Origin of the sequence: Cyclobacterium sp. (assembly GCF_014762705.1) — a bacterium.
Lineage (GTDB): Bacteria > Bacteroidota > Bacteroidia > Cytophagales > Cyclobacteriaceae > Cyclobacterium.
In genome coordinates, this window is record NZ_JABURL010000111.1 from 22,915 (window position 1) to 47,331 (window position 24,417).

27 protein-coding genes are annotated in these 24,417 nt (G+C 41.0%); 11 read left to right on the forward strand and 16 right to left on the reverse strand.

Features of this window, described 5'->3' with window-relative positions; all coding sequences use genetic code 11:
- The first annotated feature begins 194 nt into the window (after positions 1-194).
- From HUJ21_RS22245 to HUJ21_RS22255, 3 genes are all read left to right on the forward strand, one after another.
- Positions 195-1,379, forward strand: coding sequence for a PQQ-dependent sugar dehydrogenase (locus HUJ21_RS22245; protein ID WP_291372943.1), 1,185 nt, complete (start codon positions 195-197; stop codon positions 1,377-1,379).
- 182 nt (positions 1,380-1,561) lie between these two features.
- The gene (locus tag HUJ21_RS22250) at positions 1,562-1,837 is read left to right on the forward strand and encodes a hypothetical protein (protein WP_291372945.1); all 276 of its coding nucleotides are present in this window, start codon (positions 1,562-1,564) and stop codon (positions 1,835-1,837) included.
- 371 nt (positions 1,838-2,208) lie between these two features.
- Complete coding sequence (locus HUJ21_RS22255) at positions 2,209-2,382, forward strand: hypothetical protein (protein WP_291372947.1); 174 nt, start codon at positions 2,209-2,211, stop codon at positions 2,380-2,382.
- 328 nt (positions 2,383-2,710) lie between these two features.
- Here HUJ21_RS22255 and HUJ21_RS22260 read toward each other — a convergent pair whose 3' ends face one another.
- From HUJ21_RS22260 to HUJ21_RS22295, 8 genes are all read right to left on the reverse strand, one after another.
- Positions 2,711-4,807 carry a PKD domain-containing protein gene (locus HUJ21_RS22260; protein ID WP_291372948.1) on the reverse strand — a complete coding sequence of 699 codons (2,097 nt, stop codon included), beginning with the start codon at positions 4,805-4,807 and terminating at the stop codon, positions 2,711-2,713.
- A gap of 239 nt (positions 4,808-5,046) precedes the next feature.
- A complete protein-coding gene (locus HUJ21_RS22265; protein WP_291372949.1) occupies positions 5,047-6,555 on the reverse strand; it encodes a hypothetical protein in 1,509 nt (502 codons plus the stop codon).
- A gap of 250 nt (positions 6,556-6,805) precedes the next feature.
- Positions 6,806-6,937, reverse strand: coding sequence for a hypothetical protein (locus HUJ21_RS22270; protein ID WP_291372950.1), 132 nt, complete (start codon positions 6,935-6,937; stop codon positions 6,806-6,808).
- A 35-nt stretch (positions 6,938-6,972) separates the two neighbouring features.
- The gene (locus HUJ21_RS22275) at positions 6,973-8,112 is read right to left on the reverse strand and encodes a helix-turn-helix domain-containing protein (protein ID WP_291372951.1); all 1,140 of its coding nucleotides are present in this window, start codon (positions 8,110-8,112) and stop codon (positions 6,973-6,975) included.
- Positions 8,113-8,664: 552 nt separating this feature from the next.
- Entirely contained in the window at positions 8,665-11,082 is a 2,418-nt protein-coding gene (locus HUJ21_RS22280) for an ABC transporter permease (protein ID WP_291372952.1), read from the reverse strand.
- A 362-nt stretch (positions 11,083-11,444) separates the two neighbouring features.
- Positions 11,445-11,708, reverse strand: a complete 264-nt coding sequence (locus HUJ21_RS22285) for a hypothetical protein (protein ID WP_291372953.1) — start codon at positions 11,706-11,708, stop codon at positions 11,445-11,447.
- Between the two features lie 372 nt (positions 11,709-12,080).
- Positions 12,081-12,275, reverse strand: a complete 195-nt coding sequence (locus HUJ21_RS22290; RefSeq protein ID WP_291372955.1) for a helix-turn-helix transcriptional regulator — start codon at positions 12,273-12,275, stop codon at positions 12,081-12,083.
- Positions 12,272-12,673 carry a hypothetical protein gene (locus tag HUJ21_RS22295; RefSeq protein ID WP_291372957.1) on the reverse strand — a complete coding sequence of 134 codons (402 nt, stop codon included), beginning with the start codon at positions 12,671-12,673 and terminating at the stop codon, positions 12,272-12,274. The genes HUJ21_RS22290 and HUJ21_RS22295 overlap by 4 nt, the downstream gene beginning before the upstream one ends.
- Before the next feature lie 497 nt (positions 12,674-13,170).
- On the opposite strand from HUJ21_RS22295, the gene HUJ21_RS22300 reads away from it, so the two are divergent.
- Positions 13,171-14,271, forward strand: a complete 1,101-nt coding sequence (locus tag HUJ21_RS22300) for an MBL fold metallo-hydrolase (RefSeq protein ID WP_291372958.1) — start codon at positions 13,171-13,173, stop codon at positions 14,269-14,271.
- A 304-nt stretch (positions 14,272-14,575) separates the two neighbouring features.
- On the opposite strand, the gene HUJ21_RS22305 is transcribed toward HUJ21_RS22300, so the two are convergent.
- The 5 genes from HUJ21_RS22305 to HUJ21_RS22325 form a co-directional block, all read right to left on the reverse strand.
- The gene (locus HUJ21_RS22305) at positions 14,576-15,127 is read right to left on the reverse strand and encodes a DUF4256 domain-containing protein (protein WP_291372960.1); all 552 of its coding nucleotides are present in this window, start codon (positions 15,125-15,127) and stop codon (positions 14,576-14,578) included.
- Positions 15,128-15,303: 176 nt separating this feature from the next.
- Positions 15,304-15,507 (reverse strand): hypothetical protein, encoded by a 204-nt coding sequence (locus HUJ21_RS22310; protein ID WP_291372962.1) that lies wholly within the window; start codon positions 15,505-15,507, stop codon positions 15,304-15,306.
- Positions 15,508-15,735: 228 nt separating this feature from the next.
- The gene (locus HUJ21_RS22315) at positions 15,736-16,710 is read right to left on the reverse strand and encodes a hypothetical protein (RefSeq protein WP_291372964.1); all 975 of its coding nucleotides are present in this window, start codon (positions 16,708-16,710) and stop codon (positions 15,736-15,738) included.
- 20 nt (positions 16,711-16,730) lie between these two features.
- A complete protein-coding gene (locus tag HUJ21_RS22320; protein WP_291372966.1) occupies positions 16,731-17,399 on the reverse strand; it encodes a hypothetical protein in 669 nt (222 codons plus the stop codon).
- Entirely contained in the window at positions 17,386-17,931 is a 546-nt protein-coding gene (locus HUJ21_RS22325; RefSeq protein ID WP_291372968.1) for a sigma-70 family RNA polymerase sigma factor, read from the reverse strand. Before HUJ21_RS22325 ends, HUJ21_RS22320 begins: the two co-directional genes overlap by 14 nt.
- Before the next feature lie 346 nt (positions 17,932-18,277).
- Between HUJ21_RS22325 and HUJ21_RS22330 the strand changes: the two genes are divergently transcribed.
- Entirely contained in the window at positions 18,278-18,475 is a 198-nt protein-coding gene (locus tag HUJ21_RS22330) for a DUF433 domain-containing protein (protein ID WP_291372970.1), read from the forward strand.
- Here the strand turns inward: HUJ21_RS22330 and HUJ21_RS22335 are convergent.
- The 3 genes from HUJ21_RS22335 to HUJ21_RS22345 form a co-directional block, all read right to left on the reverse strand.
- On the reverse strand, positions 18,432-18,632 hold the full coding sequence (locus HUJ21_RS22335; protein WP_291372971.1) for a hypothetical protein: 201 nt from the start codon (positions 18,630-18,632) through the stop codon (positions 18,432-18,434). The genes HUJ21_RS22330 and HUJ21_RS22335 overlap by 44 nt on opposite strands.
- Before the next feature lie 51 nt (positions 18,633-18,683).
- Positions 18,684-18,893 carry a hypothetical protein gene (locus HUJ21_RS22340; protein WP_291372972.1) on the reverse strand — a complete coding sequence of 70 codons (210 nt, stop codon included), beginning with the start codon at positions 18,891-18,893 and terminating at the stop codon, positions 18,684-18,686.
- A gap of 219 nt (positions 18,894-19,112) precedes the next feature.
- A complete protein-coding gene (locus tag HUJ21_RS22345; RefSeq protein WP_291372974.1) occupies positions 19,113-19,466 on the reverse strand; it encodes a VOC family protein in 354 nt (117 codons plus the stop codon).
- Between the two features lie 138 nt (positions 19,467-19,604).
- On the opposite strand from HUJ21_RS22345, the gene HUJ21_RS22350 reads away from it, so the two are divergent.
- From HUJ21_RS22350 to HUJ21_RS22375, 6 genes are all read left to right on the forward strand, one after another.
- Positions 19,605-20,180, forward strand: a complete 576-nt coding sequence (locus tag HUJ21_RS22350) for a YdeI/OmpD-associated family protein (RefSeq protein WP_291372975.1) — start codon at positions 19,605-19,607, stop codon at positions 20,178-20,180.
- 336 nt (positions 20,181-20,516) lie between these two features.
- A complete protein-coding gene (locus HUJ21_RS22355; RefSeq protein ID WP_291372977.1) occupies positions 20,517-20,882 on the forward strand; it encodes a BlaI/MecI/CopY family transcriptional regulator in 366 nt (121 codons plus the stop codon).
- The gene (locus HUJ21_RS22360) at positions 20,879-22,105 is read left to right on the forward strand and encodes a M56 family metallopeptidase (protein ID WP_291372978.1); all 1,227 of its coding nucleotides are present in this window, start codon (positions 20,879-20,881) and stop codon (positions 22,103-22,105) included. Before HUJ21_RS22355 ends, HUJ21_RS22360 begins: the two co-directional genes overlap by 4 nt.
- Before the next feature lie 166 nt (positions 22,106-22,271).
- Positions 22,272-23,159, forward strand: coding sequence for a hypothetical protein (locus HUJ21_RS22365; protein WP_291372979.1), 888 nt, complete (start codon positions 22,272-22,274; stop codon positions 23,157-23,159).
- Positions 23,160-23,589: 430 nt separating this feature from the next.
- Entirely contained in the window at positions 23,590-23,862 is a 273-nt protein-coding gene (locus HUJ21_RS22370) for a DUF6364 family protein (protein WP_291372980.1), read from the forward strand.
- Entirely contained in the window at positions 23,843-24,262 is a 420-nt protein-coding gene (locus HUJ21_RS22375; protein WP_291372981.1) for a PIN domain-containing protein, read from the forward strand. Before HUJ21_RS22370 ends, HUJ21_RS22375 begins: the two co-directional genes overlap by 20 nt.
- Positions 24,263-24,417: the final 155 nt, after the last annotated feature.

The window sequence follows — 24,417 nt, forward strand, 5'->3', positions numbered from 1 at the left end:
ATGGGGATTGATTCATTGGATTTTTTATTCCACATAGTATTTAAGCTTTTAATAACATAATCTAGCGGTTTAATTGAAATCCATTTTCCCATTGTAACCTTCCAGATTAGAAAAACGGCTTACTTTCAGGCTTTTGTGGTCGTGGCATATTCTTTGCGCCTTTATTGGAATAAATCAACTATAAGTCACTATCCATGAAAAGTTTTTTCCCAGCCACCTGCATTTTGTTCAGCCTGTTTGTTTTCAATGCCTGCGTTCAGGAAGATCCCGTTCCTGACTCAGTAGAAAATAGGCCACTGCAATTGGTGGAGGCTTTTCCGAACCTCAGTTTTAACCGGCCACTGGATATACAACACCCCGGAGATGTGTCTGACCGCTTGTTTGTAGTGGAGCAGCGTGGCGTAATTTCGGTATTCCCCAACCAACAAGAAACAGGAGAAAAATCAACCTTCCTGAGCTTGGTGAATCAGGTCAACGACACCGGAAATGAAGAGGGTTTATTGGGACTCGCCTTTCATCCCGATTATGCCAGCAATGGGTTGTTTTATGTCAATTACACCGCTTCCAATCCTGCGAGAACGGTGATTTCCAGGTTTCAGGTATCAGATTCGGATCCCGATCAGGCTGACCCGCAAAGCGAAATGGTGCTTTTGGAAATTGATCAGCCCTATACCAATCATAATGGGGGGAAAATTGCTTTTGGTCCTGATGGCTATTTGTATGTTTCAGTTGGAGATGGAGGATCAGGAGGTGATCCGCAGGGCAATGGGCAAAACCGCGCCACCCTGCTTGGGTCTATATTGAGGATTGATATCGATGGATCATCTTCCGGAAAGAATTATGGCATTCCGGCAGACAATCCTTTTGTTGGCAATGAGGAGGGCTTTCGGGAGGAGATTTATGCTTATGGTTTGAGAAATGTGTGGAAGTTCAGTTTTGATCCTGAAAGCAACCGCTTATGGGCGGCTGATGTAGGACAAAACCGCTTTGAGGAAATCTCTCTGATAGAAAATGGAGGGAATTATGGATGGAATACCATGGAGGGCTTTGAATGCTTTGATCCGGAGTCAGGTTGTGAGCAGGAAGGGCTGGAACTTCCAATCTGGGCGTATGACCACAGCGAGGGGGATGGCTCTGTCACAGGCGGATACGTATACAGGGGAACAGCCATACCTGAATTGCAGGGAGAATATGTTTACGCTGATTTTATATCCGGAAGGATCTGGTCACTGGAATTTTCCGACCTAAGCGATCCCAACAATTCCGAATTGATGCAAGCCCCTTTCCCTGTAGCCGCTTTTGGACTGGATCAGGAAAATGAACTTTTGATCTGTGGATTTGACGGTAAAATTTACAAATTTGATTATCAGTCTGATTAAACAGCCAACTAATTTTATTTGCCAATGGTCTGAAAACCTGGTAACGGCGCCAAGACCAAGGTGGTAACTCAATTGGTTATAGGGTTCATTTTAGTGTTTCCTGCCTATTTCTCTGTCGAAAATCCGGAAATTTGTCTTCATCTGGAGCTAAATGCTTTAAAAAGCTTTAAAAATGAATTAATATGGATTTCTCAAAAAGAGACTTCAAAGAAATTGAAAAAATCGGTCAAACTTTAAATAGGGTTGACAAAATTGATCAGAAATCTGTTGATTGGATTTTAGGTGAATTATCTAATTATCAACCCTTACTTTTGTCCCTGATTTTAGGTTATCAGCCTGACTTGAAGCAGCCAGAATTTGAAGAAATAATGAAAATGTATTTTATCATTTGGGAATACTTTAAGGACAAGAAAAATGGTAAAAAGATTAAGTTAACCCAAAAACAGTTTGAGAATTAAGAGAAAAGGAATCTATATTTTTTTAAATATCTTGAGAATTCTGAATCCACTGATAAAGAGTTTGCTATAACGAGCGATTTAGAAAATACACAATCCAAGGCATTGTTAACAGGGATATTTTACAGATTTAATTCACAAGCAGTATTGTTGACGATGCAGGAAGAGAATAAAGGGATTATACTCATTGGCATCAAAAGCATAATCGATTGTTTCGAAGAAATCGGAAAAGAATAGTTTAAAATAAAATCCAAGATTTTGTTTTATTTTTTTTACTTTAACCAACTATCAAATTAAATTTTATTAACCTATTTAATTACAATAGTACCTATCGCCTGAATACATTTAGTTTACAATACTTTTTTACCAGAGACATGGAGGGCAACATGCCGAATATACGGGATTGGGTAGCACCGGATAATAAAATTAAATATGTGATTATCAGTGGTAATGTGGCAGGTCGTATGGCCAGGTCCAGGTTAGACATGAGTAATTTCGAGGCTGTTATGCAATTTTTAAAAGATGAAGGTGGCAGTGTTGACTCCTGAAAATAAGGAATGGCATGAAAATTAAACCTTAACCATAGGTACTGCTAAAATGGCATTATAAAGGAAAGCTTTTCCCTTTTTATATTTTTTTATTCCGGACTATTTGAGCTTGCTGAATAGCTATTCGCTTCTCAAGCTATACACAGGATTCATCAGTGCCGTTTACATTACCTGAAAATATAGGTAAATTAATGCTGATTGATGGTGGTCAAAGCAACTAAAATGGTGAGCAACAACGCAAAATCCTCCAGCTTTTAAATAGAGACTTTCTAATAGTCAATTTCAAAAATCATTGAAATAGGTTGGAATCTTGGGGAAATTTTAAAGTTTACTTTTGCACAACCACCCTGACTCGACCTAGGTTTTTGATTCTGGAGAATGGGGTGTTGGCATCCCCCTTTCTTTGAGAAGTTGCCCGCAAAGCCACGAAGTAAGTGCCAGGTTCGGGGTACTTGTGCTCAGTCTCAATTTCGAAAATGCTGGATTCTGAAATGGGGGAGGTTACTTTTTCAAATTCACCGTTGCCGTTAAAGTCCCATTCAAGTGCCACAATTGTTCCGCTGCCTTCAGGCAATTCTATTTGTGCAGAGAACTTTACAGATTCACCTGCTTTTACAATCGCCTTTGATGTTCCATTGGCTTCAAGTCTAATGACAGGCTGGATCCCCTTTCTTTCTTCAGCAGTTGCGGGGACCATTACTTGTCCATCGACTACCTCATAATTTGTACTGGGCGCAGGTTCGGTACCATTTTCCACCCAATCGCTAAGATCCAGTAATGCTTGCTGAAGTACACCTAAATAGCTCACAATATGATTGGGGTCTCCGGCTGATGCCCGGTCCGCATGACTGGCATGGTCGGTAAACCAAACCCTGAAATGATCACCGGTTTTCTCTCCCAGATTTTCAATCACCCGGTCTCGGTACCAATCAGCCTGCCATGGATACGCCTCACTGTCCCACAAAGATTCCAGCAAAATCATTTTTCCTTCGAAAATGCCTGTTTGGACTGCACCTGAAGCTCCTCTGGTAAATATGGGCCCTAAAAGAAATGGGCGTTGGGGATAGATAGGCTCACCATTCTCATCTCTGAACTGATCGTATACAGGATATTCTTCGCCTGGAACCTGATGTCTGTGATAGGTTTGAGCTGCCAGAAAATTTGAATTGTCTACCAGAACTTTATCCCCAACTTCTATTTTAGCGGTCACAGAAGGATCTGCCACCCCGAGATATACGATTTCTCCATCGATAGCCTTCAACATCACTTTTCTACCGGCTGCACTACCACTTTTAATCATTAGATCTCCTCCCAAAAATTGTACTTGAGCCAACTCATCAGCTAACTGAAAGGCTACAGGCTCATTAATTTGCTTTTCGCTTAGACTTTGGAAAGCAGCATCGGCCGTCCCACGCGCCTGCCCTGCGAGAGGTTCCACATTCAGCTCCATCCTAATCGCCTCACCACGGGTGATGATTTTGGAAACAGTACTTTCCTGCTGAATTCGGTCACCGTCAAACGATTCCGGATGATCGTACCCCAGGTATCCGGGCGTCGTCCAGAATTTCTCGAAATATCCCGGATCAGCCGCTACCATACCCTGATATAGGACGGCAAACCCATGAATCCCCATATCCTTATAGGCATACCATGCTTTCGGTGGAAATCCCATTTTTGTCACCTCCTGCAGGGCGGCTTTCTCTTCCTCATTTAGCCCACTGTACATACCTTCGCCTCCGGGCTCAACTGCATCGACTATCTGCGGAAGTTTATCCTGAAGGATTCGCATGGCATGCATTCGGACGGTAAATACGTTTGGAATGGCCATGGGTGAACCTATGACATAGGGGACTGCCCCATCCCAAACGCCCACGGTGTTTTCTAGCCCCCCGATAGTCCTGAATGCTCCTCCACTTCCTCCAAATGCATAACCAAACACCCGGTGGTCACCAAAAAGTCTTTTTGCCAGCTCCTTGGAATAATTGGCCGCTGCGGCATTCGCTTTATAGGCTCCAATGGTGGGGTCATTGGTATCCGACCGAACAGCCGGGTTCCAGGGCCCGTCCCCATTCGTCTCTACAAAATAAGCACCATGGGATACGGCAAAACCTATTTTATCCTCTTCACCTGTTTGTCCCTGAGAGAGGGTTTCACTGTCCGGGACAGGCGTAATGTACTGGAAAAAATGCCCCTCATACGCTTCTTTTTCTGGAAAATAAAAGGAAAACCTTGTCTCAGTCCCTTCAAATCCACCATGAATGTAGAGGTGCCTGACAGGGGACTCCCGCCACTCTTCCAAATCTATATATGGCTTGGAAAACATTGGATCATCTTTTGGATTATATTTATCAGTTTGGGCATGTATTCCCTGACCATGCATCCATACCAGGCAGATCAAACTATAGAATAATATTTTTTTCTTCATTGCATTGTTGTTTTGAAATATTAGGTTCTCTTGTAACGCCCCAAGTTAGTGACGGTACTTCTTCATCATCTTGCTGATGGAATTGGTCGCAGCAACTGAAGGACTAATTCCCTTACTATGCCACTTCTTGCACCAGTGACGAAGATGGCTTTATTTTATACGTATATTTTAGTTAGTATCACAGCACTTTTTCCCAGCAACTTTACGCCTTTCCTCTGCGAAATAAGCTTGTTCCTCATTTATTTCTTAATAGCCAGAAACATAATGCCATGCGCAGGAACCTGGATTTCACCGGCGGTTATCATTTGCCCACCTATAGCAGGGAGCGCGTGATCACCCGTCAATTCCAATACCGTTCCATTCAGGTGTACGGTTTTGCTTTGCAAAGAATCTGCGGTAAGCAGGAATTTTTCTGCGTCCACTGGCAGGGAAAATGAAGATTCCATGTCCTTAGGGTTTACGATCAATACCCCATAGCCATCAGAAAAACCTTTAAGGCTGTGCACAAAGATATCCAGCTCATCATGGGAGAAATCAGCTTCATATACTTTTGTTCCCATCAGTTTGTTCCACATCAATGCTGACCAATAATTGGGGCGTGGATCTAATGTTTCGCTATCCAGCAAAGCATATTCACTTCTGGCCAGGGTATTGTGCATGACCACCTTCACACCCTTTTTGGCCAGTCTGCCCAGTTGCTCGAGATAACGGAATGAATCCAAATAGGTGACTGCCCAGGGATTTCCCCCACAGGCTGCCTCAGCAGTTTCCGTAAGCCAAATAGGGGCATCTGGTAAGAATTTGTCCCTGGCCTCCTCATAATATTTTAATCCCAGTTCTGTTTTGCTTAGCCATTCCTCGGAAAGCGCACCCTCCGGGGTTAATCCTCCCTGACATCGCCGGGAAACTCCGCCATAAAAATGGTAGGAAAAGATATCAAATTCAGGCTGTGGGTTTGCGGAAAGAATTTGATCAGTGGCCATAGAGGCATCTATAGGAAGTATGCCACCTTCACCCGTCGACCCCGGGCCCAGAATCGTCATATCAGGGGCAGCCTTGTCGATGAATTTTTTGAATATCTCAAAATCCTGTGCATAATCAGCTGCGGTGTACCCCTCAGGGGCTCCACCATGACTTGCATGGGAGGGCTCATTGAACATTTCCGCAGCGTTAATTTCTCCACCGATAGATTCAGTGTAGTTAAGCAATGCCTGAACCTGATCAGGAGTCCAATGGCCATTGCGGTCTCTTATGCCCTTACTGATGGCAAAAGAGGTAACCAGTTTCGCATCCATTTCATTGACAAAATCAATTACGCCCTTCCATTCCTTTCTGGTAAGGACGGTTTCAAAACCCTCAGGGGCCTGGGTCATTTTTGGTTCATCGTTATCTTGAAAATAGGTGGTATTTGCCCAGGTGCCGCTTACCCGGATGTACGCTGATCCCAACCCCCTTGTCAGTGTTCGTAATTTTTGCTCATAAAGATCAATCGGTGAGATGCTGTGTTTTAAGGCCGCAAAACCTTCTTTCTTAACCTTCTCAGGATCCAATCGTCCATAAGGCACCCAGAAATCACCGCCCACAACTTCACACATTTCTATATTGAAGGATTGGTATCTTTCATCCACTTCGGTAATAAAAAGAAAATCGGATATTTCCAGCTTTGGAGGTTCAGGTTTTTGCTGGCCAAATGCCGGTATTGCTAAAAAGGTCAGTGCGAGAAGAAGTTGCCAGGGTTTACGAATCATAATTTTCTTTTCTATAATTAAAATGGAGTCTATTTTTTACACTTTCATCTCAATTTCAAAAGTTGTGAGATGATTGGCATTACATGCTTTTCAAAGCTACCAAAAAGAAAATGTAATGTTGTTCACTTTTCTTTGCCCGGGGCAAGTTGTCGTCCACCTGCTCAGGGCAAGGCGTTCGTTTAAAATGGGCTACTGTAAATCAGGCACTTACAGGACTCTTGTTTATCGCTAAAAAATATGGGGTTTTTTGTCATCTGTTCATGTTTTGATTTTCAAAGGCAGTTAACCTGCTTCTGACCTTCTGGAAAATCTCGCCATGATAATCCTCTTTCTGTGTGGGGGGTATATTATGCCTGTCTGCATCTGGCAGGCTCCAATTCATCAGATGATTGATAATTGGAAGGGAGAGTATAGCGGTTAATTGCTAGCGGTATTTCTATATTCAGAAGGAGTCAAACCGGTGATTTTTTTGAAAAAATTATTGAATGCTGTTTTAGAATTGAAGCCGCATTCATAAGCAATCGCAACAAAAGACCAGGCTTGGTATTCAGGTGAGGCAATCATTTGTTTAGCTTCAGCGATGCGATATTCATTGACAAAAGAATAAAAGTTTTTTCCCAGGTGCTCATTCAGTACCTGTGTAATGTAGTGCTTCGGGATCCGGGTTTGTTCCGAGATTTTGGCAATGGATAGTTCATTGTCTTTCCATGCCAGCGTTTCTTCCATAAACCGGGTCAATTGAATTAAATAGGCATTGGCTTGGTCATTCTTCAAGCCTGATTTTTGGTACTTATCTGAGGAAAGGATACCTGCTTTATTTTCAGGCCGGTGCATATATTCCTTTTCCGAATTAAGCGCTGAAGACAGCTGATTTTGCCTGAAACCCCAAAAACCTGCAATGTAAACGAATACCAACAAAGATACATTTACCAGGGGCTTGATATCAAATTGGATGTACCCGGTTTCAAATAGGGTAGTGGCCAAAATAATGAAATTTTGCACCACCATAAAAGAAATAACAAATACCAAAAGCCAATTTAAGCTGTTCAGGTCTGACTTGAAAGAGTAAAGATCAGACCTTTGTTTCCGGTATTGTCTAATTTTTCGAATAGCCAGGATCCCATAAATCCAGAGAAGCAGGATAAATACAGACCCTAAACTGTTTCTTAACCAACCAAGCTGGCTAAAATGCTCCAAATGAAAATAAAAATCCCGGATTTTCGAATTTCTAAAAAGAAAAATCAACACCAAAGAGGCAATAAAAGGAATTGCATGCAGATAATCTCTCCGCTGAAATCGTTCAAAATCTACCGAGACATATTTGGAATACAAATAAAGAAAGGCCGGATAAGTAAGGGAAATTGGGATTGAATAAAACCAGGTTTGCTGGGTTACCCCTTTAACTTCCTGGGCTATATTCAAGGCAAACATCCAGGCTATAAAAACCATAAAGACAGCAAGGATTATATCAGCGATCCTCAAGGGTCTTTTCCAAAACATCAGTATGGCTATAAAAATAGCTTGAGCAAAGCCAATATAAACAACCGGGATTTCCATAGACCAAATGTAGCTATTCTTCACATAGGGTCAGTCAAGACTTGTAAGGTTAGTTTGATTTAGAGATAAATCATGTCACAATAAGCGAGTATAGCCAGGACTGGCACACCCTTTCTTCCCTCATTTCCACAGAAAAGGGTTACCGATGACCTGTTTGTTAAGTACCTTTAAATCAATAGGTTGAAACCCCATCGTCATCCCGATTGCTGCGTTTTTTAAAATGTCAGGTCAACCGATGACAGATTTTAAAAATCAGAGGTGTCGGGCCACTGGCATTAACGATAAGCTGGCTTCACTACTGAGCTTACTGGCGACCAATGTCCTAAAATACCAACTCATTGACACCCCAGGCTTCACCTTCTGGGTCGGCTTACCCGGGGTTACCAAGATAGGACCCCACCGGGGTGCTATATAAAATACTGTCATCGGGATTCCTGCGTTTAAAAAATGTTAAATCTCGCATTGACGATAAAGCCGGTTTTTAAGGAGGTTCTTAAATTGAACTCAGGTTAAGTGAATCGGTAGCTTCACCTAAATTTAATTCGAATACCTCTAATCACTCTTCAGCGATTTAACCGGGTTGAGCATGGCTGCCCGGATTGCTTGTGAGCTGACGGTTGCCATGGCTACGATGATGGCAACTATCCCGGCTAAGGGATAAATCCACCATCCAATTTCTACTTTATAAGCGAAGCCTTCCAACCACTCGTTCATTACATACCAGGTAACCGGTGTCGCAATCACAATCGCCACCAGTACAAGTTTGATAAAATCCTTTGACAGCAAAGTGACGATACTCGAAACTTCTGCTCCCAGTACCTTTCTAATCCCGATTTCCTTGGTCCGGATTTCAGCCGTGTAGGTTGCCAATCCGAAAAGTCCCAAGCAGGCAATCAATATGGCAAGCACTGAGAACGCTGAAAATATTTTTCTGAACTTGATATCTGCCTGGTATTGTTTGTCAAAATCTTCCTCCAGAAAACTATATAAAAAAGGCCTGTGGGGGGCAATCTTACTCCAAATTTGTTCCACTGCCGCAACGGTCTGTCCTATATTTTCTGGCTTTAGTTTGACCGATAAATACCGGCTTGCCCTGGCTTCAAATGGCAGGGTCAAAGGCTCAATATTTCGGTGCAAGGAAATGAAATTAAAATCCTTAACTACCCCGATCACTTCACCTGCTCTTCCCCATTGTTCAAATTTCTTTCCGACGATGTCGGCAGGATTTGCATAGCCATATTGCCTGGCTGCAGCTTCATTGACCACCAGGGCGGAGGTAGAATCCGAGGGGAAATCCCTGGAATAGCTTCTTCCGGCGACCAATTCCATGTCAAAATGGTTGATAAAATCAATTCCAACCTGAAAAATGGCTTGACCAATTTGTGTCATTTCTCCATCAGCATGTTGTATGGTCGTTCCTGCATTTGGGAAATAGCTACCTGGAACACTTCTTGAGAAAGCTGCCGAAATTATGTCCGGATGGGCTTCCAGTTCTGATATCAAGGCACTGGATTTTGCATTTACGGCATTGTCATAGTTGTAGTCCAAAACCAGCATTTGTTCTTTATCGAAACCCAGGTCCTTGTTGAGCAGGTGGTTCATTTGGGAATACACGATGATCGTTCCCGCAATCAGCAGTATAGAGAGGCTGAACTGAAAGACCACCAGCCCTTTTCTGAGGTTTACACCGCTGCTGTTGGTCACTGATATCCCTTTTAAAATCTGAACAGGCCTGAACCCCGACAGTACAAAAGCCGGATATGAACCTGCCAATACGCCGATACCAAGCAAAATCACCAGAAAAACAGGTGCATTTTGCCAAGTGAGATATTCGAAAATCACAATTTCTTTTCCTGTTAGCCCATTCATCATAGGTGTAGCCACTGTAATAAAAATAAGGGATGCTAGCATGGCGAAAAACACAATGATGATGGATTCCCCCAAAAACTGGAAAATCAAATGCATTCGTTCTGCGCCGATGGATTTCCGTATGCCTACCTCTTTTGCCCGCTCCATTGACCTGGCAGTGGAGAGGTTCATAAAATTGATCATGGCAATGACCAGAATGAAAAGGCCAATGACTGAAAACACATAGATATTGGGCAAACTGCCCGTTTCTCCCGGCTGTCGGTCAGCATCGGATCTCAGGTAAAAATCCGCCATTTTTTCGACCTTAATGGTATAGAGCTGGTCATCTTGCCTGGAAGCCAAAAAATCAGGAATCTTTTGCTCAAATGATGCCAGATCAAAATTGTCATTGGCCAGAAAATAGGTGTAAAAGTCCACATAGCCCCACCGATCAAAAACCTCAGGCCAATATTGGCGGAAGGTACTCAGGGAAAGCAGCATGTTGAAACTAAAATGGGAATTGGCAGGAATATCCTCAATTACTGCTGTTACCGTATAATCACCAGCGTTTGACCTACCGGGTGAGTCACTGCCCTTCAAGGTTTTTCCGATCGGATCCTCATTGCCGAAATACCTTTTGGCCGTGCTCTCTGTCATGACCATGCTGTAAGGTGCAACCAAAGCGGTTTTGGGATCACCTTGGATTACTTCCCAGCTGAAAATATCAAAAACGGTAGAATCCATAAAAAACACACCCTCTTCCTGATAGGAATTTTCGCCATCGGTAAGCAAAATATCCGATCTACCGGAAAACTGAACAACTTTTTCAATTTCGGGGAAATAGCTTTTGATCGCAGGTCCTATGGCAGGATTGTGCCATACCCAAAACGGATTTGCTCCGGCATTTTCTGGCTGGTCGGGGGAAGCAAGTTCGCCATGAGTTATGCGATAAATTCGATCGCCTTTTTCATGATAGGCATCCACGGATAGTTCGTCCTGCACAAAGGTGTAGATGAGGAAACAGCAAGCCATTCCCAGTCCCAGCCCGAAAATATTAATAAAGGTGTAACCTTTGTTTTTGAGCAGGTTTCTCCAGGCGATTTTAATGTAGTTTTTCAGCATAAAGCGGTTTCAGTTTTTTGTTGTTATTCACAGTACCTGAGCGAAATAAATGATAAAATTTTATTGTTTTTTGTAAAAAAATTCAGTATGATTACTTGGTGCCTTCATTTAGAAATCTCCTGTCATGCAACTTCTATCCTCCGGCTTTTACCCTTATTGCCAGTACCGTGCCACCGGAAATCTTTGCGGGGAGTCAGAAAAGCCATGTTCTGCATTTATTCTTTTCTATTAACCGAACAAATTTGTCCGCCAGTGGGCAACATCAGAATAAATTCTCTTTCGCTGGTCGCCAATTGCCAGATCATTTCCATTTTCCGGTAAGGGTACGTTTAACTTTTCCAAAGTTTTAAACTTTGGAAAAGTTAGTCATCCCTTTTTTCTACAAATGTGATTGGTACAAACTGGTCAGTAGGTGCCCCAATATAATATAGCATCCAATTGGGATCCTGATGAGATAGCATTTCCGATAGGCAATCCGCACGGTGTCCCTGTGGGTTCTGACAATCATCCCAATAAAACAATTCCACTTTGTAATGCAGGGATTGCTTTTGGTTATTGATGGTCACCTCAATGTTGATGTCCTGCTTTCCAGGAGCCATTGGGATGGGTATGGCGATATGGGTCATGGTCTTTATGGTTTTATGAAAAGGGTTAATGCGATATTTCGTTAAATAAATTTTTGAATGGTCTAAAGAGTTGAAATTTACAATTCTCGAATTTTTCTGAATGAGTCATTATAGTAGGCTTTCCATATCAATTAGCATAGCGACTTTAATGCCATACTTTAAAGGCGATATTTGCCCTTATTAGCCCCATTTCTATTGCAATAGGTTTGTCAACCGGACAAAATTGTTCGTTGACGGGCATGTTTAATGGTCTTTTTAAACGGCAGGCCATAATATGGAGTATCACGTTTCATTTTTTGCGTTCAAGTAGCCATCATTTTGTGTAATCAACTAATTCCCATTTATTTTTTGTATTTTGTTCTCAAATCCCATTTATTCTTCAAAAAAAAAGATCTGATCAATTGGCAGTTTAAAGAGTTTGGAAAGCTTAAAAGCGGTGGGTAGACTAGGATCGAACTTCTTCTTTTCGATCGCATTGATGGTTTGCCGGGATACACCGATAATTTCAGCAAGATCCTCCTGCGTCATATTCCTGGCGGTTCGCAGTTCTCTGATTTTATTTTTCATCGATACCGCCGACTATTTATGAATACTGAGGTCAGGTAAGTAAGTCCGATAAACATGACCAGGATGCTGATTTGTGCATCCTGTTGGATCAGATTAGTGGTGTCCAACAGGGAGTAGGACATTCCGAAAATGACAGCCAGGCCAAGTGTGATGCCCAACGATTCAAGATGAATTTTTTTCTCCAGTTCATCGAAATGGTTGAACAGATTCCGGTTGGCAAGAATCATCAAGATACCATTTGCGAAGTTAACAATGATCGCAAAAGGTGTCAGAAATGGATGATGGTCCCAGATAAACTCGGGTCCAAATGTGGCGATTGCCACGGTAGCTACCCAAGTCCAGGTCCAGATGGCTAATTTTTTAACTCGTTTGTTTCGTTCAAGTTTCATTGTTTTCATATTTTCATGTAAAGTGTACTTTACAAATGTAAATAAAACTTTACATATGTCAAGTTTTATTTACATTTATTTTTTTCTTGAATTAGAAAACAGTAACCTGTATGGAGTTTACCTTACATAAGTCGCAAGAACGCCAGATCATTTATTACGTTGAGAAAATCAATTTTTGTAAGAAGAATTAAAACGGAATGAAAAAGTCGGTATCTTTACCCAATGGATAAAGTCTAAAAACGTAACTCTTTTAACTCAATATTTTCTGATTACTCTTATTGGCTAAATAGGGTACCACCAACGGTTGGATGCGATTGAATTTTTAGGGGAGCAGTATATCAATTTTAATCAAGGTACTAAGCAAAGACTTCAAAGAGTCGGTATAATCACTTTTCGAAGAGAAGTAAAATATTTGAACTTTGGTAGCGCACTCTCGTTTCTTGAAAAAAAAATCACACTTCCTATCAGATTAAATGACCAAATTTATTATAATTTTTAAACGCCTTATGCTGCTATCGGTAACCATCTTCATTATTTTTGTCATTGCATTCCTACTTTTCATGCAACTACCCCAATTTGGCAAAGCCCCTCAGAGAGAGCGGTTGGAAAAGATCAGGCAATCACCTCATTATAAAGAGGGCAGCTTTAAAAATTTGAACTTCACACCTTATCTTTCTGAGGGGTATTCCATGACCAAAATAACGCTGGAATTTATTTTTAAAAACTTTCCAAAAACCAGCCCAATGGATACCATTCCTTCCATAAAGACAGACCTCAAGGCTTTACCAAAGGACGAAAATATCCTGGTCTGGTTCGGTCACTCTTCTTATTTTATTCAGTTAAATGGGCTTCGGTTTTTGGTGGATCCCGTATTGTCCGGAAGCGCATCCCCTGTGCCCTATTCTACCCATTCCTTTGTGGGTACAGATATTTATACAGTGGATGATTTCCCGGAAATTGACTACCTGCTTATTTCTCACGACCATTATGATCATTTGGATTATTTCACCATCCTAAAGTTAAAGCCAAAAATCCGGCAGGTTGTTTGCGGCTTGGGTGTTGGCGAACATTTTGAATATTGGGGCTACGAGCCAGCCAAAATAGTAGAAAAGGATTGGGACGAGCGATTGGAAATTGGGGAGGACTTTGCGCTACATACGGCCACATCCCGGCATTTTTCAGGCCGGAGCCTCAAACGTAGCAACACCCTCTGGGTGTCCTTTGTGCTACAATCAAAGGATTACACCTTGTATGTAGGTGGCGATAGTGGATATGACACCCATTTTGAAGAGCTTGGCAATAAATTTACTGGCTTTGATTTGGTTATTTTGGATAATGGCCAGTACAATGAAGGGTGGAAAGAACTTCATATGTTTTCTCATGAGGTACTTCAAGCCGGAAATGACCTGAACGCAAAGCGCATCATGCCTGTACATTCAGGGAAATTCAAATTGGCAAATCACCCCTGGGACGAACCTTTGGAAACGATTGTAGCCCTGAATGAAGAAAATTTTCATTGCCCGATTGTTACCCCTAGAATTGGCGAAGTAGTGATGCTGAACGACAGCACCCAGACTTTGTCAAGGTGGTGGAGGGGCATGAAATGAAAAAAACACTGTTATATTTTTGGGTCCTTAGTTTAAGTCCTGTTTTCATGGCGTTTACCCATACAGGCCCATGAGGGGAAACCAGCGCACTGATAAGCCTGTTTAAAAAATCACAAACTTTTTTTTTCATCACGATCTCCTCAAAATCCCCTGGTATTTTCAACTCCAAAATTATCCACCGTTTTCGTAGAAAAAAGCCGTCTCTTTTTCATCAATCATGCCCCAAAAACGAGAGGGTACAAAATCAGAATTTTCAGGATGTATTTTGGTCTAAAAACAAAACCAACATTCATTTTAAGGCGGATCAAACCTTTAAGATCCCCCGAAACCCCCGCGCTCCATAGTAGGATTCGGCTCCATTGTGGTAAATGAATACCCGGCCAAACCGCCAATCTCCGAAGATGGCACCTCCCAGTTTTCTAACTTCTTCCGGCGTTTGAAGCCAACTTGAGGTTTTGGTATCAAATTTTCCAAACTGCTGCAGTTCCTGGTATTGTTCTTCCGAAAGGAGTGTAATACCCATTTCTGATGCCATCCCAAGTGCACTATTTTTGGGTTTATACGTCTTTCGTGATTCCAAAGCTTCGGGGTCATAACAATGGCTCCTTCGTCCTTTAGGACTTTCTGGGGAGCAATCAATAAAAATAAATTGTCCTACTTCCTTGGTTATGTTTACCACATCGGGTTCTCCTCCCGTTTCTTCCATTTGGAGCAGGGATCGGAGTTTTGCGGGATGGGCCAGCAGTTTTTCCTGAACAGGCTCCCATTCGAGGCCTTGGTGGCGTTGCCTGTTTTTCTTAAAGCGGTTTTTCAAAGTGCTTAATAGAGTTGCTGTTTGTTCTGGTGCAAGTTCCATGTTAAAGCGTGTAAATTGAAGGTTGAATAGAATTTGCCAATTAGGTATACAAATATATTTCAATAATATTTAAGTATGGGCTATTCGGCTATTAATTAGGTTGAACAGGGTAACAGATCTTCTGGTAGATCGGCATATAATAACTAGCCTGCCATTAAATTACAGTGACATTAGCGTTAAAAGCTTTGAAATACTTGAGCTATTCCATTATACTCATCAACGACTTTATTAATTTCTTTTTCAAGATATCCCTCTTCATAATAAGGATCCTTTAAAAGGATTAAGAAGTCATTGATTGATACAGTTTCGGCATTGAAAGAGTCTGCGACTGTTAATATCGCCGAGGGATGAAATAAATTTCTCACGGCAGAGGTATTCATTTTTTCTCCTTTTTCGATTGTTATTTGATCGAGAAGTTCACCAACTATTCCTTCAATTGAAGAGACCTTATTCCCTTCAATTCCCTGTGCAATAGTTATTGTAGGTGTTAAATTAAGTTAAATATTATTCTGAAATGTTTCATTGGGTTGTTCTCTAATGGTTCCCAATTTTTTTAAACTGGAATGCTCTGTCTCACTTGGGCATACCTATTGACCAATAATCCAAGCCTATAATCCAATCCCGATCCTGAATCCTGGACTTACCTGTCTGAAAAATCCATTGAAATAAAGCTGTGGCGATACGGTGATATGTTTGCCAACCTGCCAGTTGACGCCAAGCCTGTGGGTGTTGGATTGGAAAATGTCACCACTCTTTTTGGTCACTGTACCCAGTTCAACTCCAAACCAATTGGGTTTGTCTTTATGGTTAGAGAAGTTCCTCCTATATCCGACATTGGTGAAGTTGTTGATTATGGCCGTGTTTGCTGCATCGAAAGCAAACATGAGGTTGTTGGAAATATAAAATTGGTTTTTAAGGATGCCTTTGTGGTTCAGTTGCAAGCTTATTTCCCCGGAAAAATCTGTCAGGAATTGACCCCTATACACATTGGCACCTACGCCAGCCTGCAAGCTCAGCATATCAAAATATCCGGTGTGCCTGTCTTCCTTTAGGACGATATTTCCGGTTTGAGCGTCCGGTCGGAATTCCAAATACCTTAAAAAGCGGTGCTTTTCCGGAAGGCTATCTGCTATGGCAGTCAACATCTTGGAAAAGTCCACGTTTATCAATTCCGTGATATCGTTAAACCCAATGATCACCTCATAGCTTCCTGAATTATCCCGTATGTAAGCCTCGTTTTGGAGATTTTCTGAGAGCCTATTATCGGCACTGATGTCGAAGCTTTTTATTTTGTCACTGTCCCGGATATCCAATTGTTTTTGAAATCGGTAGTCGATGGTGTAGGCAGTGTTGGGAACCATCTGGTCAATTTCCTTCAGCCTTAATTGGAAATCTTCCATGATGGCTTGAAATCGACTTTCTTCCGCCAGAAGGTGGTAATCTTTTATCAGAATCTTCATATCCAGTGTACCAGAAGCCTGGTAGAATATGGTGTCTCTGTAACTTTCCGTATCTTGGGAAAAGGCAGGAGTAAATGAAAAAAGGCCAATGAAAGTAAGCAGGAATAGTGATTGGAATTTCATAACGGTTGTTTGTTTTATTTTTACAATTTTAGGTTGAGGGCCAGTGTTTGAGGTTGACCTTGGGCAGGATAGCTGCTGCCCATTCTGATTTTTAGCTTGAATGGTTTCGTTTCCATGAGATTTTGATAGTCATTCGTTTCGGGCAGGAGCATTTCAGTAGTCAATTCCCGGAGGACCGGGTTGGGCATGGCTGTACCCAACTGGAATTCCAAAACCGGCCGTTCAACAGTTGGAAGGGGAATACCGATGCGATGTTCGACCTTTTCGATCGGAGAAATTGACAATTCAGGTGCCTGCACCCTGGGCGGAGGATTTTTATTCTCTGCCGCTGGAACGGGCTCAGGCAAGCCTGCATGTTGCTGGTCCGGTAGGTTTTGGGAAATGTTCTGGTTTATTAAGTAATCATCGTCAGCGACCTTGGGTGGGGTTTCCTGCCGTACCAGTGCCTGCAACGCATTCAATTCTTTTTGTTGGGACTCCAGCTTGAGGAAAAGGAAAACGGCAACCAGGAAGAGGGTAACCGCTGCCGCCAGCGATGTCACCAGTCCCCAATACAAGGCCCTCGACTTTTTGGGTTTTGTAATGCCTTTCCAAACCCTTGATTTTGACGCATTGACCACCTGGTCATTTCTTCTTTCGGCTTCCTGTAAGCCCATTTTGATAATTTCGTCTATATTATTGGGTTGCATGGCTGTTTCTGTTTTTCAGTTTTCGGATCATATAATTTCTTGCTTTACAGAGCTGTGATTTTGAAGTGCTTTCATTGATTTTCAACATTTCTCCGATTTCTTTATGGGAATACCCCTCTATGGCAAACAGGTTGAAAACAGTCCGATACCCTTTGGGCATTTGCTGCAATACCTGCTGGACCTCCTCTATATCCAATGAATCATCGCTTTCCAGTTGGGGTACATTCAAGCTCAGCACCTCGTCGTCCTCCTGAAACAGCAGTGCTTTTTTTCCCTTCAGAAACCGGATGGACTCATTAATCACGACGGTGATGACCCATTTCTGCAGGCTGCCATTGCCGCGGTATTCAAACCGGTCAATGTTTTTCAATACCCGGGTAAAGGATACCGATAGCACATCTTCGGTATCGTGGTGGTTTGCCAGGTACCGCATGGCTACATGATAGCTGTGCCGATAGTGCCTGTCAAACAGTTGTCTCTGCGCGGTAGATTCTTTGCGGATGCATCTTCTAATGATAATTTGCTCTTCCAAAAGATATTGTGGTTTCCGAAAGTTGGAACCCGAAAATTCAGACAGACGTTGCCTGTGGGAAAATTATATCATGTGAAAAGATGTTAACGGGAGTAAAGGTTGTATACAAACCTGGGTAATACTTTTTAAATTGTGACCGCACTAATTGAAGGAGTCATCAAAGCGAATACCATTGAGCGGAAGCAATTGTGAATTCTTATGGCAAACGCTTCCCGAATTTCAGTATGATTTCATTAAATTTACATTAAATGATGACAAAAGAACCATATAATGGAAGATTGGAAACGACGCATTAACATCAACCCCAATCAGTGTGTGTGGGGGGGGGAGGCCATGTATCAGGAATATGAGAATAAGAGTAATTGATATATTGGATCTGCTTGCCGCAGGTCTTAATCAGGAGCAAATTTTAACGGAGTTGCCTGATTTGGTAAATGAAGACATTGAGGCCTCGATCAAATATGCACGAGGCAAAATTAATCACTCCGTTTTTGCCGCATTTAATCAACTTCTACGATCTGCTTCAATTTTTCCAAAGCCTTAGGATAGGTACTGTCAAAGTAGTCCAGATGTTCATCCGTGACATCTACTTCTACAATCACCCTGGTTATTTCTCCCGTTTCTTCAAACCTGTAATTTTCGTGCCCTCCTGCCCACTGTTCCACCTGTGGGCCCGCTGTGATTTCCTTGTCCCCGTCCAAAATTCCGTAATGCTGGATGGAAATAAACTGGTTCGGAATATTTTCGGCTATTCAGGCCACCATACCAGCCCGGTTTCCTTGGTCATCTGTCCCAATAAAGTAGATTTTCTGCCCTTTTTCCCAGCTACCTTCATAAGTGGAAGTGGGGTTAAAAAGTGCGGTCCATTGTTCATAGGTGCTTTTATTGCTTAGTCCCAGCATGGTATCAAATACCTTTTCCACCGGAGCGTTGATTTCGATTTTATATTGCTTTTTTTCCATGGTGCGATTTTATGTCTATTATTTTAATCCTTCAACTTAACCCATTTTTTCCAAATTTAGCGACTCCTTTAATAAGTCAAAGGGTGTAAAAGCGTCAATGTATAGGGTAAATAGGGACATATTAATGGCGTTCTCCGGTTTTGATCCTTAAAAAGAAGGCTTTACGTAAGCTTAACGTTGGGGAATCAGGACCGGCAGCACCATGTGCTCTCCGAACTGTCACACAGGCTGTCCGAAAGTCAGCAAATTGTTATCTGGATCGAGCAGGGAAAACTCCTTTTGCCCCCAGCCCTTGACTTCCAAATGCCCATTTGGATGAATGGGTATGTTTTTATCAAGCATTTCCTGGTAAAGCGCCTCAATATTTTCTGTCCTGATGTAAACCTGTCCGTAATTTTTATTGGGATCCAAATCCCTAAACTCAAAGAAATGAAATTGAATGTTGTCTTTTTGCAGCATCAGGTAACCCTCATAGTCCTTTTCTCCGAATGCTTCAAATCCCAAGAGGGTATAGTAGTCCCGAGTTTTGGCTTTGTTCCGCATGGGTAATTTGGGGTGGATGGCTGTAAGCATAGGATTTAAGTGGGGTGGCTTTTAAATTTAATCAAAATTATTCCTATTTTTAATTTGTATAATAATAAGAGGTTGGGCTAAATAATTGATTTAATCTGGATTTACGTCTTTAGTGATTACAAGATTTAGGGTTATTTGATGAAAAAGCGTGAAATTAGTGAAATATACTTGCAGAATTCCAAAGAATGGAGGGAATGGCTGGAGAAAAATCACGACAAAGTAGCCGGCGTTTATTTGATTTTTTATACAGTTGACCATGAAATGCCGTCCATGCGGTGGGAGGAAGCGGTAATGGTAGCTTTGTGCTTTGGATGGATCGATTCTACCACCTACAGCCTGGGCAATGGCAAACGCCGGCAATACTTCACAAGGCGGAAATCTAAAAGCAATTGGAGTGCCATCAACAAAAGCTACATTGATAGGCTGTTAGCAGATGGATTGATGCATGAAAGTGGAATGAACGCCATTGCAATAGCAAAAGAAAATGGCAGCTGGAATAGTTTCGACGATGTAGAAAAAGGGATTATTCCCGAGGATCTGAAGTCAGCTTTCAAAAAGCATCCAGAAGCGTTTGCCAATTACCAGAATTTTGCTCCATCATACAGGAAAAGTTACTTGTACTGGCTGCAACAAGCAAAAAGACCAGCGACAAGAACAAATCGGCTCTATGAAATCATTGACCTGTGCAAAAGGAATATCAAAAGCAGACAGTAATCCTTTGGGGTCTTTGGGAAGGTTTTCTAAGGCATTACTAAAGGATTTAGGAAAGACCTTTCAAATATTTATTTCTGCAGCGAATTCTTAAAGGGATTGCCTATGCATTGATGGAGAAGACCTCCGAGGTTTGAGAAACCTCAAATGTACCAATCCAAACCAATTAGGTCTTCAGTTATGGAATTGATGGAAATATAATTGCTAATGCTTATTCCGGGTTGAATTATCTACTCAACCAGCCTGTGAAATACCGAGAAAAGAAATTTATCTACGAAATAATCGTAATAAAATGATTATATCGTAGGTTTTTTCATTTTGGTTTTTTACCTTTACCTTATGGAAGAACTAATACCACAGGAAGAGCAGGCAATGCACATTTTTTGGAAAATTGAAAGGGGAGTGGTCCGGGACATTCTGGATCGGTTGCCAGAACCAAAGCCACCTTATACCACCTTGGCTTCCACCATCAAATCACTGGAAAAAAAAGGATATCTGGGGCATAAGACCTATGGTAAAACCCATGAATATTTTGTGGTGGTAGAGCAATCAGCCTATAAAAAGAAAAAGTTTAATGGGATTATTAAGGATTTCTTTGACGGATCGGTGGATAACGTGCTTTCCTTTTTGGTGAAAGAAAAAAAGCTTACCAGAAAAGAATTGGAGGAATTAAATCAACTTATTGAGAAAGGAGGCAAACCATGAACACATATTGGAATTATCTTTTTGAAGTAAGTATTGGTATTGCTCTTGTCTGGTTGGTTTATCGATTAATCTTTAAGGGGCTCACATTTTTTGGATGGAACAGGTTTTTTCTTTTGACGGGGATGTTGGTTTCAATAATGATGCCTCTTATTGAAGTCCAGTTTTTTCCTAAAAGCACCCTTCCGGTTCAGGAATTTATTTACTCTTTTGATCAATTGGAGGTAGCAATCCGCAACTCGGCTACTTTTTCATCGGGCTGGAATCCTTTGCTGATGCAGGTAATCCTTTATTCTTATTTTGGATTTTCAGCAACGAAAGTTTTGGTTTTTGGAATAAGTATCATTTCATTATTTCAGAAAATCAGAAATGCAAAAGCCCAAAAATTTCAGGAAATTGAGATTTATACGGATCCGGAATTCAAGCCTGCCTCTTTTTTTAATAAAATTTTGATGCCCTCATTCAACCCAGACAATAAATCTCATCTTCAGATTTTCCTTCATGAATCAGCACATGTGCGTTTGAGGCATTCCTGGGATCTCCTGGGTTTGCATTTCATCAAATCCCTGTTTTGGATCAATCCCTTTGTTTACCTTATAGAAAGGGAGTTAAGGGAGGTTCATGAATTTCAGGCAGACGGTATAGTAATTCAACAAATTGCATGCAAAGATTATTGCCAGCTATTGGTGAATAATTTAGGTCAAAATAGTAGCAATCAACTAATCAACAGTTTTAATCAATTTCAAATCAAAAATCGGATCGTTATGATGAACAAACGCAGATCAACAAATGAGAACAAGTGGAAATACCTTATTGGTATGCCGCTATTGATATTGGTACTTGCTTTATTTTCTTTGAAAATGACAGGGCAAGAGGATAATGTTACAGGAACCTGGCTAGGTTCAGATTTTGAATTCACCTTACATGAAGGACCGGATTTAAATGAGTTGATTGATGGAGGCAGAAATCTTCATGTGAATGGTAAACTTATCCTTGGCCAGGATAAATCCTATCAGATATTGGATCCTACAGGGGAAGTAAATGGCGAAGGGAATTGGAACCTGGAATCGAGTAATCTTATGCTAAACAGCCTGGATGGTCACCTTGTAGCCTACCAAATCGAGGTAATATCCAACGCTAAAATGATCACCAGTCATCAGGTTTCCATGGAAACCCCTGAGGGAACAATTTCCGGAACCATACGGCTTACTTATGTAAAACGATAAAAAAATTTAAAACCATCTACGATGTAATCGTAGATGGTTTTTGCGTTCTATTCTTGACTCATATACCCAAGTTTTCAATGTTTTTTCTAGTTTTTGTAGCATTTTTAAAAGCAGTTGCGTCTTAATAGCAAGAGAAAATACTAATTTTACTTAAAATTTCATAACAATGAAAAACAGGTACTGGACAGTCATTTTATTTTCGGCCCTTTTGTCTTCGTGTATCATAGATGGTGGCGAAGGGACCCCAGTTGATTTGACAATGGTAAACCAGGGAAATGTGGTACTTGATCTATCCGATATTGATTATTATGATTTTTCCAGTCATATCGTTTACCTAAAGGGAAGCAATAGGCTTGAGGGAGATTTTGATCAATTGCGTGGAGCTAAAATTTTGGTAAACGGAACCGAGATTTATCCCCTCAATATTCATGATCTCTATTTGTCTACGATGCCTGTTGGGCCACATATCCAAAGCTTAATCGATGTTTTTGGTGATTTTGCATTCCGAATTAGCTTTAGTGACTATCCAGATGGGTCCGGCAGTAGTATTAAAGACCCCAGGTCGGATGCAAGAATTGTATCCGCATTAAAGAAACACAACAAATACCGGGCTGGACTTTCCATAGAAGCCGAATCCATTTTAAGGCAGGGAAATCAGATAAAACTTAAAATCAAAATAAGAAACCTGGACAGCCAAAACTATTACTTTTTAGATCCCCATAAAATGGGTGAGGGGCTGTTTCATTATTTTACCAATGGACTTGGGTTTTTTGATCCGCAACAAATGGGATATCAGCAAAATAAAATTGAACATGAACCACCCGAACCCCACCTTTATTGGTCTTTAGATTGGATGTCTGTCATCAAAGGAAAAGAAAGCAAAACATTCGAATTTACCTATCCTTTTGAGAATGTTCCTACAGGTAGAGATTTGAAATTTTCATTTGTCTTTCCGAGTCCTGAACGCAGTATACAACTAGGGTCAGATTTGGATCAGCAAGGCGGTAGAATTTGGTTGGGTAGTGTGATAATGGAATTGACCAAAAGGTTTTGATAGAAATAGTTTAATGAATGGAGCAGAAATTAATCCTACTGCCACCGCTTTTGCAATTTATACATTCAATAAAAAAGACTTTCCTATTATTCAAGATTTGAAATTGTATATAAAAAGTCCTTGACTATTGCATATTGGAAAACTACCAATCCTCTGCGGTTGGAAAGCTCGCTTTTTCTGTTCTGAAATTTCTAATACAAAAAACTAAACCAGAAAGGTAAATGGCTGGATAACTTTCAGATAATAGGTCCGTAAAAACCACATCTCCAGCTATTATCAAAAACTTTCTTACATCTAAAGGTCGAGAAATTCTTTTACTGGTCAGGATTACCGAAATGCAATACAAGGATTGGCCATGCAAAATAGCAGGTGTTGACATTATCATGCGTATTCACTAAATTTATACGCATAATTGTCCGGGTAAATACCTATGAAAAAGCGACTAAATATTACGGTTAAGGAAGACTTGATTCAGAAAATGAAAAAATACGCAGATCTGAAGGGGACCAGTATCTCCAATCTGGTTGAGGAGCATTTTGAGCAATTATTAAAACAACCATCCAAGTTTTCCAAAGAAATGTCCCTTGTGGAATTTGTGAAAACTTTGCCAAAATCCAAGGTAGATTTTCCAACTGATTTTGATTTTAAAACGGAATATTTTAATGCAAAATCAAAAGAATACGATGAACAGAATCTTGTTTGATGCAAATGTTCTTTTGGATTTTTTTCTGGAACGCAACGCCCAGCCAGAAAAGATAGAAAAGTTGTTTGGCTTGGTTGATGACAAAACAATTGAAGGGTTTATAACGCTTTCCATTCTTCAGATTTGTTCCTATTATTTGACCAGCACAAAAGGGATTGTAGTCACCAAGGGTATTGTAGAGATGGTTATTTTGAAATTTCAACTTTTGGAAGGCAGTAGTAAAACAGTTTTGAATGCCGTAAAATCGGATCAACAAGACATTGAAGATGCCATTCATTATTTTATTGCCCTGGAAAATGAAATGGATGCAATAGTAACATTAGACAAGGAGTTTCTTAGGTTGTCTTCTCCCTATTTACCAATATATAGCCCAATCAACCTTTTGGCTAAATTATCTTAAGGCGGACCTTTTTATTACCAGGATTGGACAAAGAAGGATTAGTCATTAAAAAGCATTTACTATTCTTTTTTAAGCACCTTTTTTTTTAAAAATTAGATACGTAATGTAGGTAGATGCACTTACGTTCTTTAACAATTCATAAGAATGATAACAAA

Coding starts and splice junctions, on each gene's coding strand:
- HUJ21_RS22315 (WP_291372964.1), bottom strand. CDS start 16,710: ATGAAATTCCAATCACTATTCCTGCTTACTTTCATTGGCCTTTTTTCA.
- HUJ21_RS22305 (WP_291372960.1), bottom strand. CDS start 15,127: ATGGAACTTGCACCAGAACAAACAGCAACTCTATTAAGCACTTTGAAA.
- HUJ21_RS22365 (WP_291372979.1), top strand. CDS start 22,272: ATGAAAAACAGGTACTGGACAGTCATTTTATTTTCGGCCCTTTTGTCT.
- HUJ21_RS22345 (WP_291372974.1), bottom strand. CDS start 19,466: ATGCTTACAGCCATCCACCCCAAATTACCCATGCGGAACAAAGCCAAA.
- HUJ21_RS22310 (WP_291372962.1), bottom strand. CDS start 15,507: ATGAATACCTCTGCCGTGAGAAATTTATTTCATCCCTCGGCGATATTA.
- HUJ21_RS22280 (WP_291372952.1), bottom strand. CDS start 11,082: ATGCTGAAAAACTACATTAAAATCGCCTGGAGAAACCTGCTCAAAAAC.
- HUJ21_RS22270 (WP_291372950.1), bottom strand. CDS start 6,937: ATGAATTGGAGCCTGCCAGATGCAGACAGGCATAATATACCCCCCACA.
- HUJ21_RS22360 (WP_291372978.1), top strand. CDS start 20,879: ATGAACACATATTGGAATTATCTTTTTGAAGTAAGTATTGGTATTGCT.
- HUJ21_RS22290 (WP_291372955.1), bottom strand. CDS start 12,275: ATGAAAAATAAAATCAGAGAACTGCGAACCGCCAGGAATATGACGCAG.
- HUJ21_RS22245 (WP_291372943.1), top strand. CDS start 195: ATGAAAAGTTTTTTCCCAGCCACCTGCATTTTGTTCAGCCTGTTTGTT.
- HUJ21_RS22265 (WP_291372949.1), bottom strand. CDS start 6,555: ATGATTCGTAAACCCTGGCAACTTCTTCTCGCACTGACCTTTTTAGCA.
- HUJ21_RS22255 (WP_291372947.1), top strand. CDS start 2,209: ATGGAGGGCAACATGCCGAATATACGGGATTGGGTAGCACCGGATAAT.
- HUJ21_RS22320 (WP_291372966.1), bottom strand. CDS start 17,399: ATGCAACCCAATAATATAGACGAAATTATCAAAATGGGCTTACAGGAA.
- HUJ21_RS22350 (WP_291372975.1), top strand. CDS start 19,605: ATGAAAAAGCGTGAAATTAGTGAAATATACTTGCAGAATTCCAAAGAA.
- HUJ21_RS22375 (WP_291372981.1), top strand. CDS start 23,843: ATGAACAGAATCTTGTTTGATGCAAATGTTCTTTTGGATTTTTTTCTG.
- HUJ21_RS22370 (WP_291372980.1), top strand. CDS start 23,590: ATGAAAAAGCGACTAAATATTACGGTTAAGGAAGACTTGATTCAGAAA.
- HUJ21_RS22275 (WP_291372951.1), bottom strand. CDS start 8,112: ATGGAAATCCCGGTTGTTTATATTGGCTTTGCTCAAGCTATTTTTATA.
- HUJ21_RS22295 (WP_291372957.1), bottom strand. CDS start 12,673: ATGAAAACAATGAAACTTGAACGAAACAAACGAGTTAAAAAATTAGCC.
- HUJ21_RS22285 (WP_291372953.1), bottom strand. CDS start 11,708: ATGACCCATATCGCCATACCCATCCCAATGGCTCCTGGAAAGCAGGAC.
- HUJ21_RS22330 (WP_291372970.1), top strand. CDS start 18,278: ATGAGAATAAGAGTAATTGATATATTGGATCTGCTTGCCGCAGGTCTT.
- HUJ21_RS22250 (WP_291372945.1), top strand. CDS start 1,562: ATGGATTTCTCAAAAAGAGACTTCAAAGAAATTGAAAAAATCGGTCAA.
- HUJ21_RS22260 (WP_291372948.1), bottom strand. CDS start 4,807: ATGAAGAAAAAAATATTATTCTATAGTTTGATCTGCCTGGTATGGATG.
- HUJ21_RS22355 (WP_291372977.1), top strand. CDS start 20,517: ATGGAAGAACTAATACCACAGGAAGAGCAGGCAATGCACATTTTTTGG.
- HUJ21_RS22300 (WP_291372958.1), top strand. CDS start 13,171: ATGCTGCTATCGGTAACCATCTTCATTATTTTTGTCATTGCATTCCTA.
- HUJ21_RS22340 (WP_291372972.1), bottom strand. CDS start 18,893: ATGGAAAAAAAGCAATATAAAATCGAAATCAACGCTCCGGTGGAAAAG.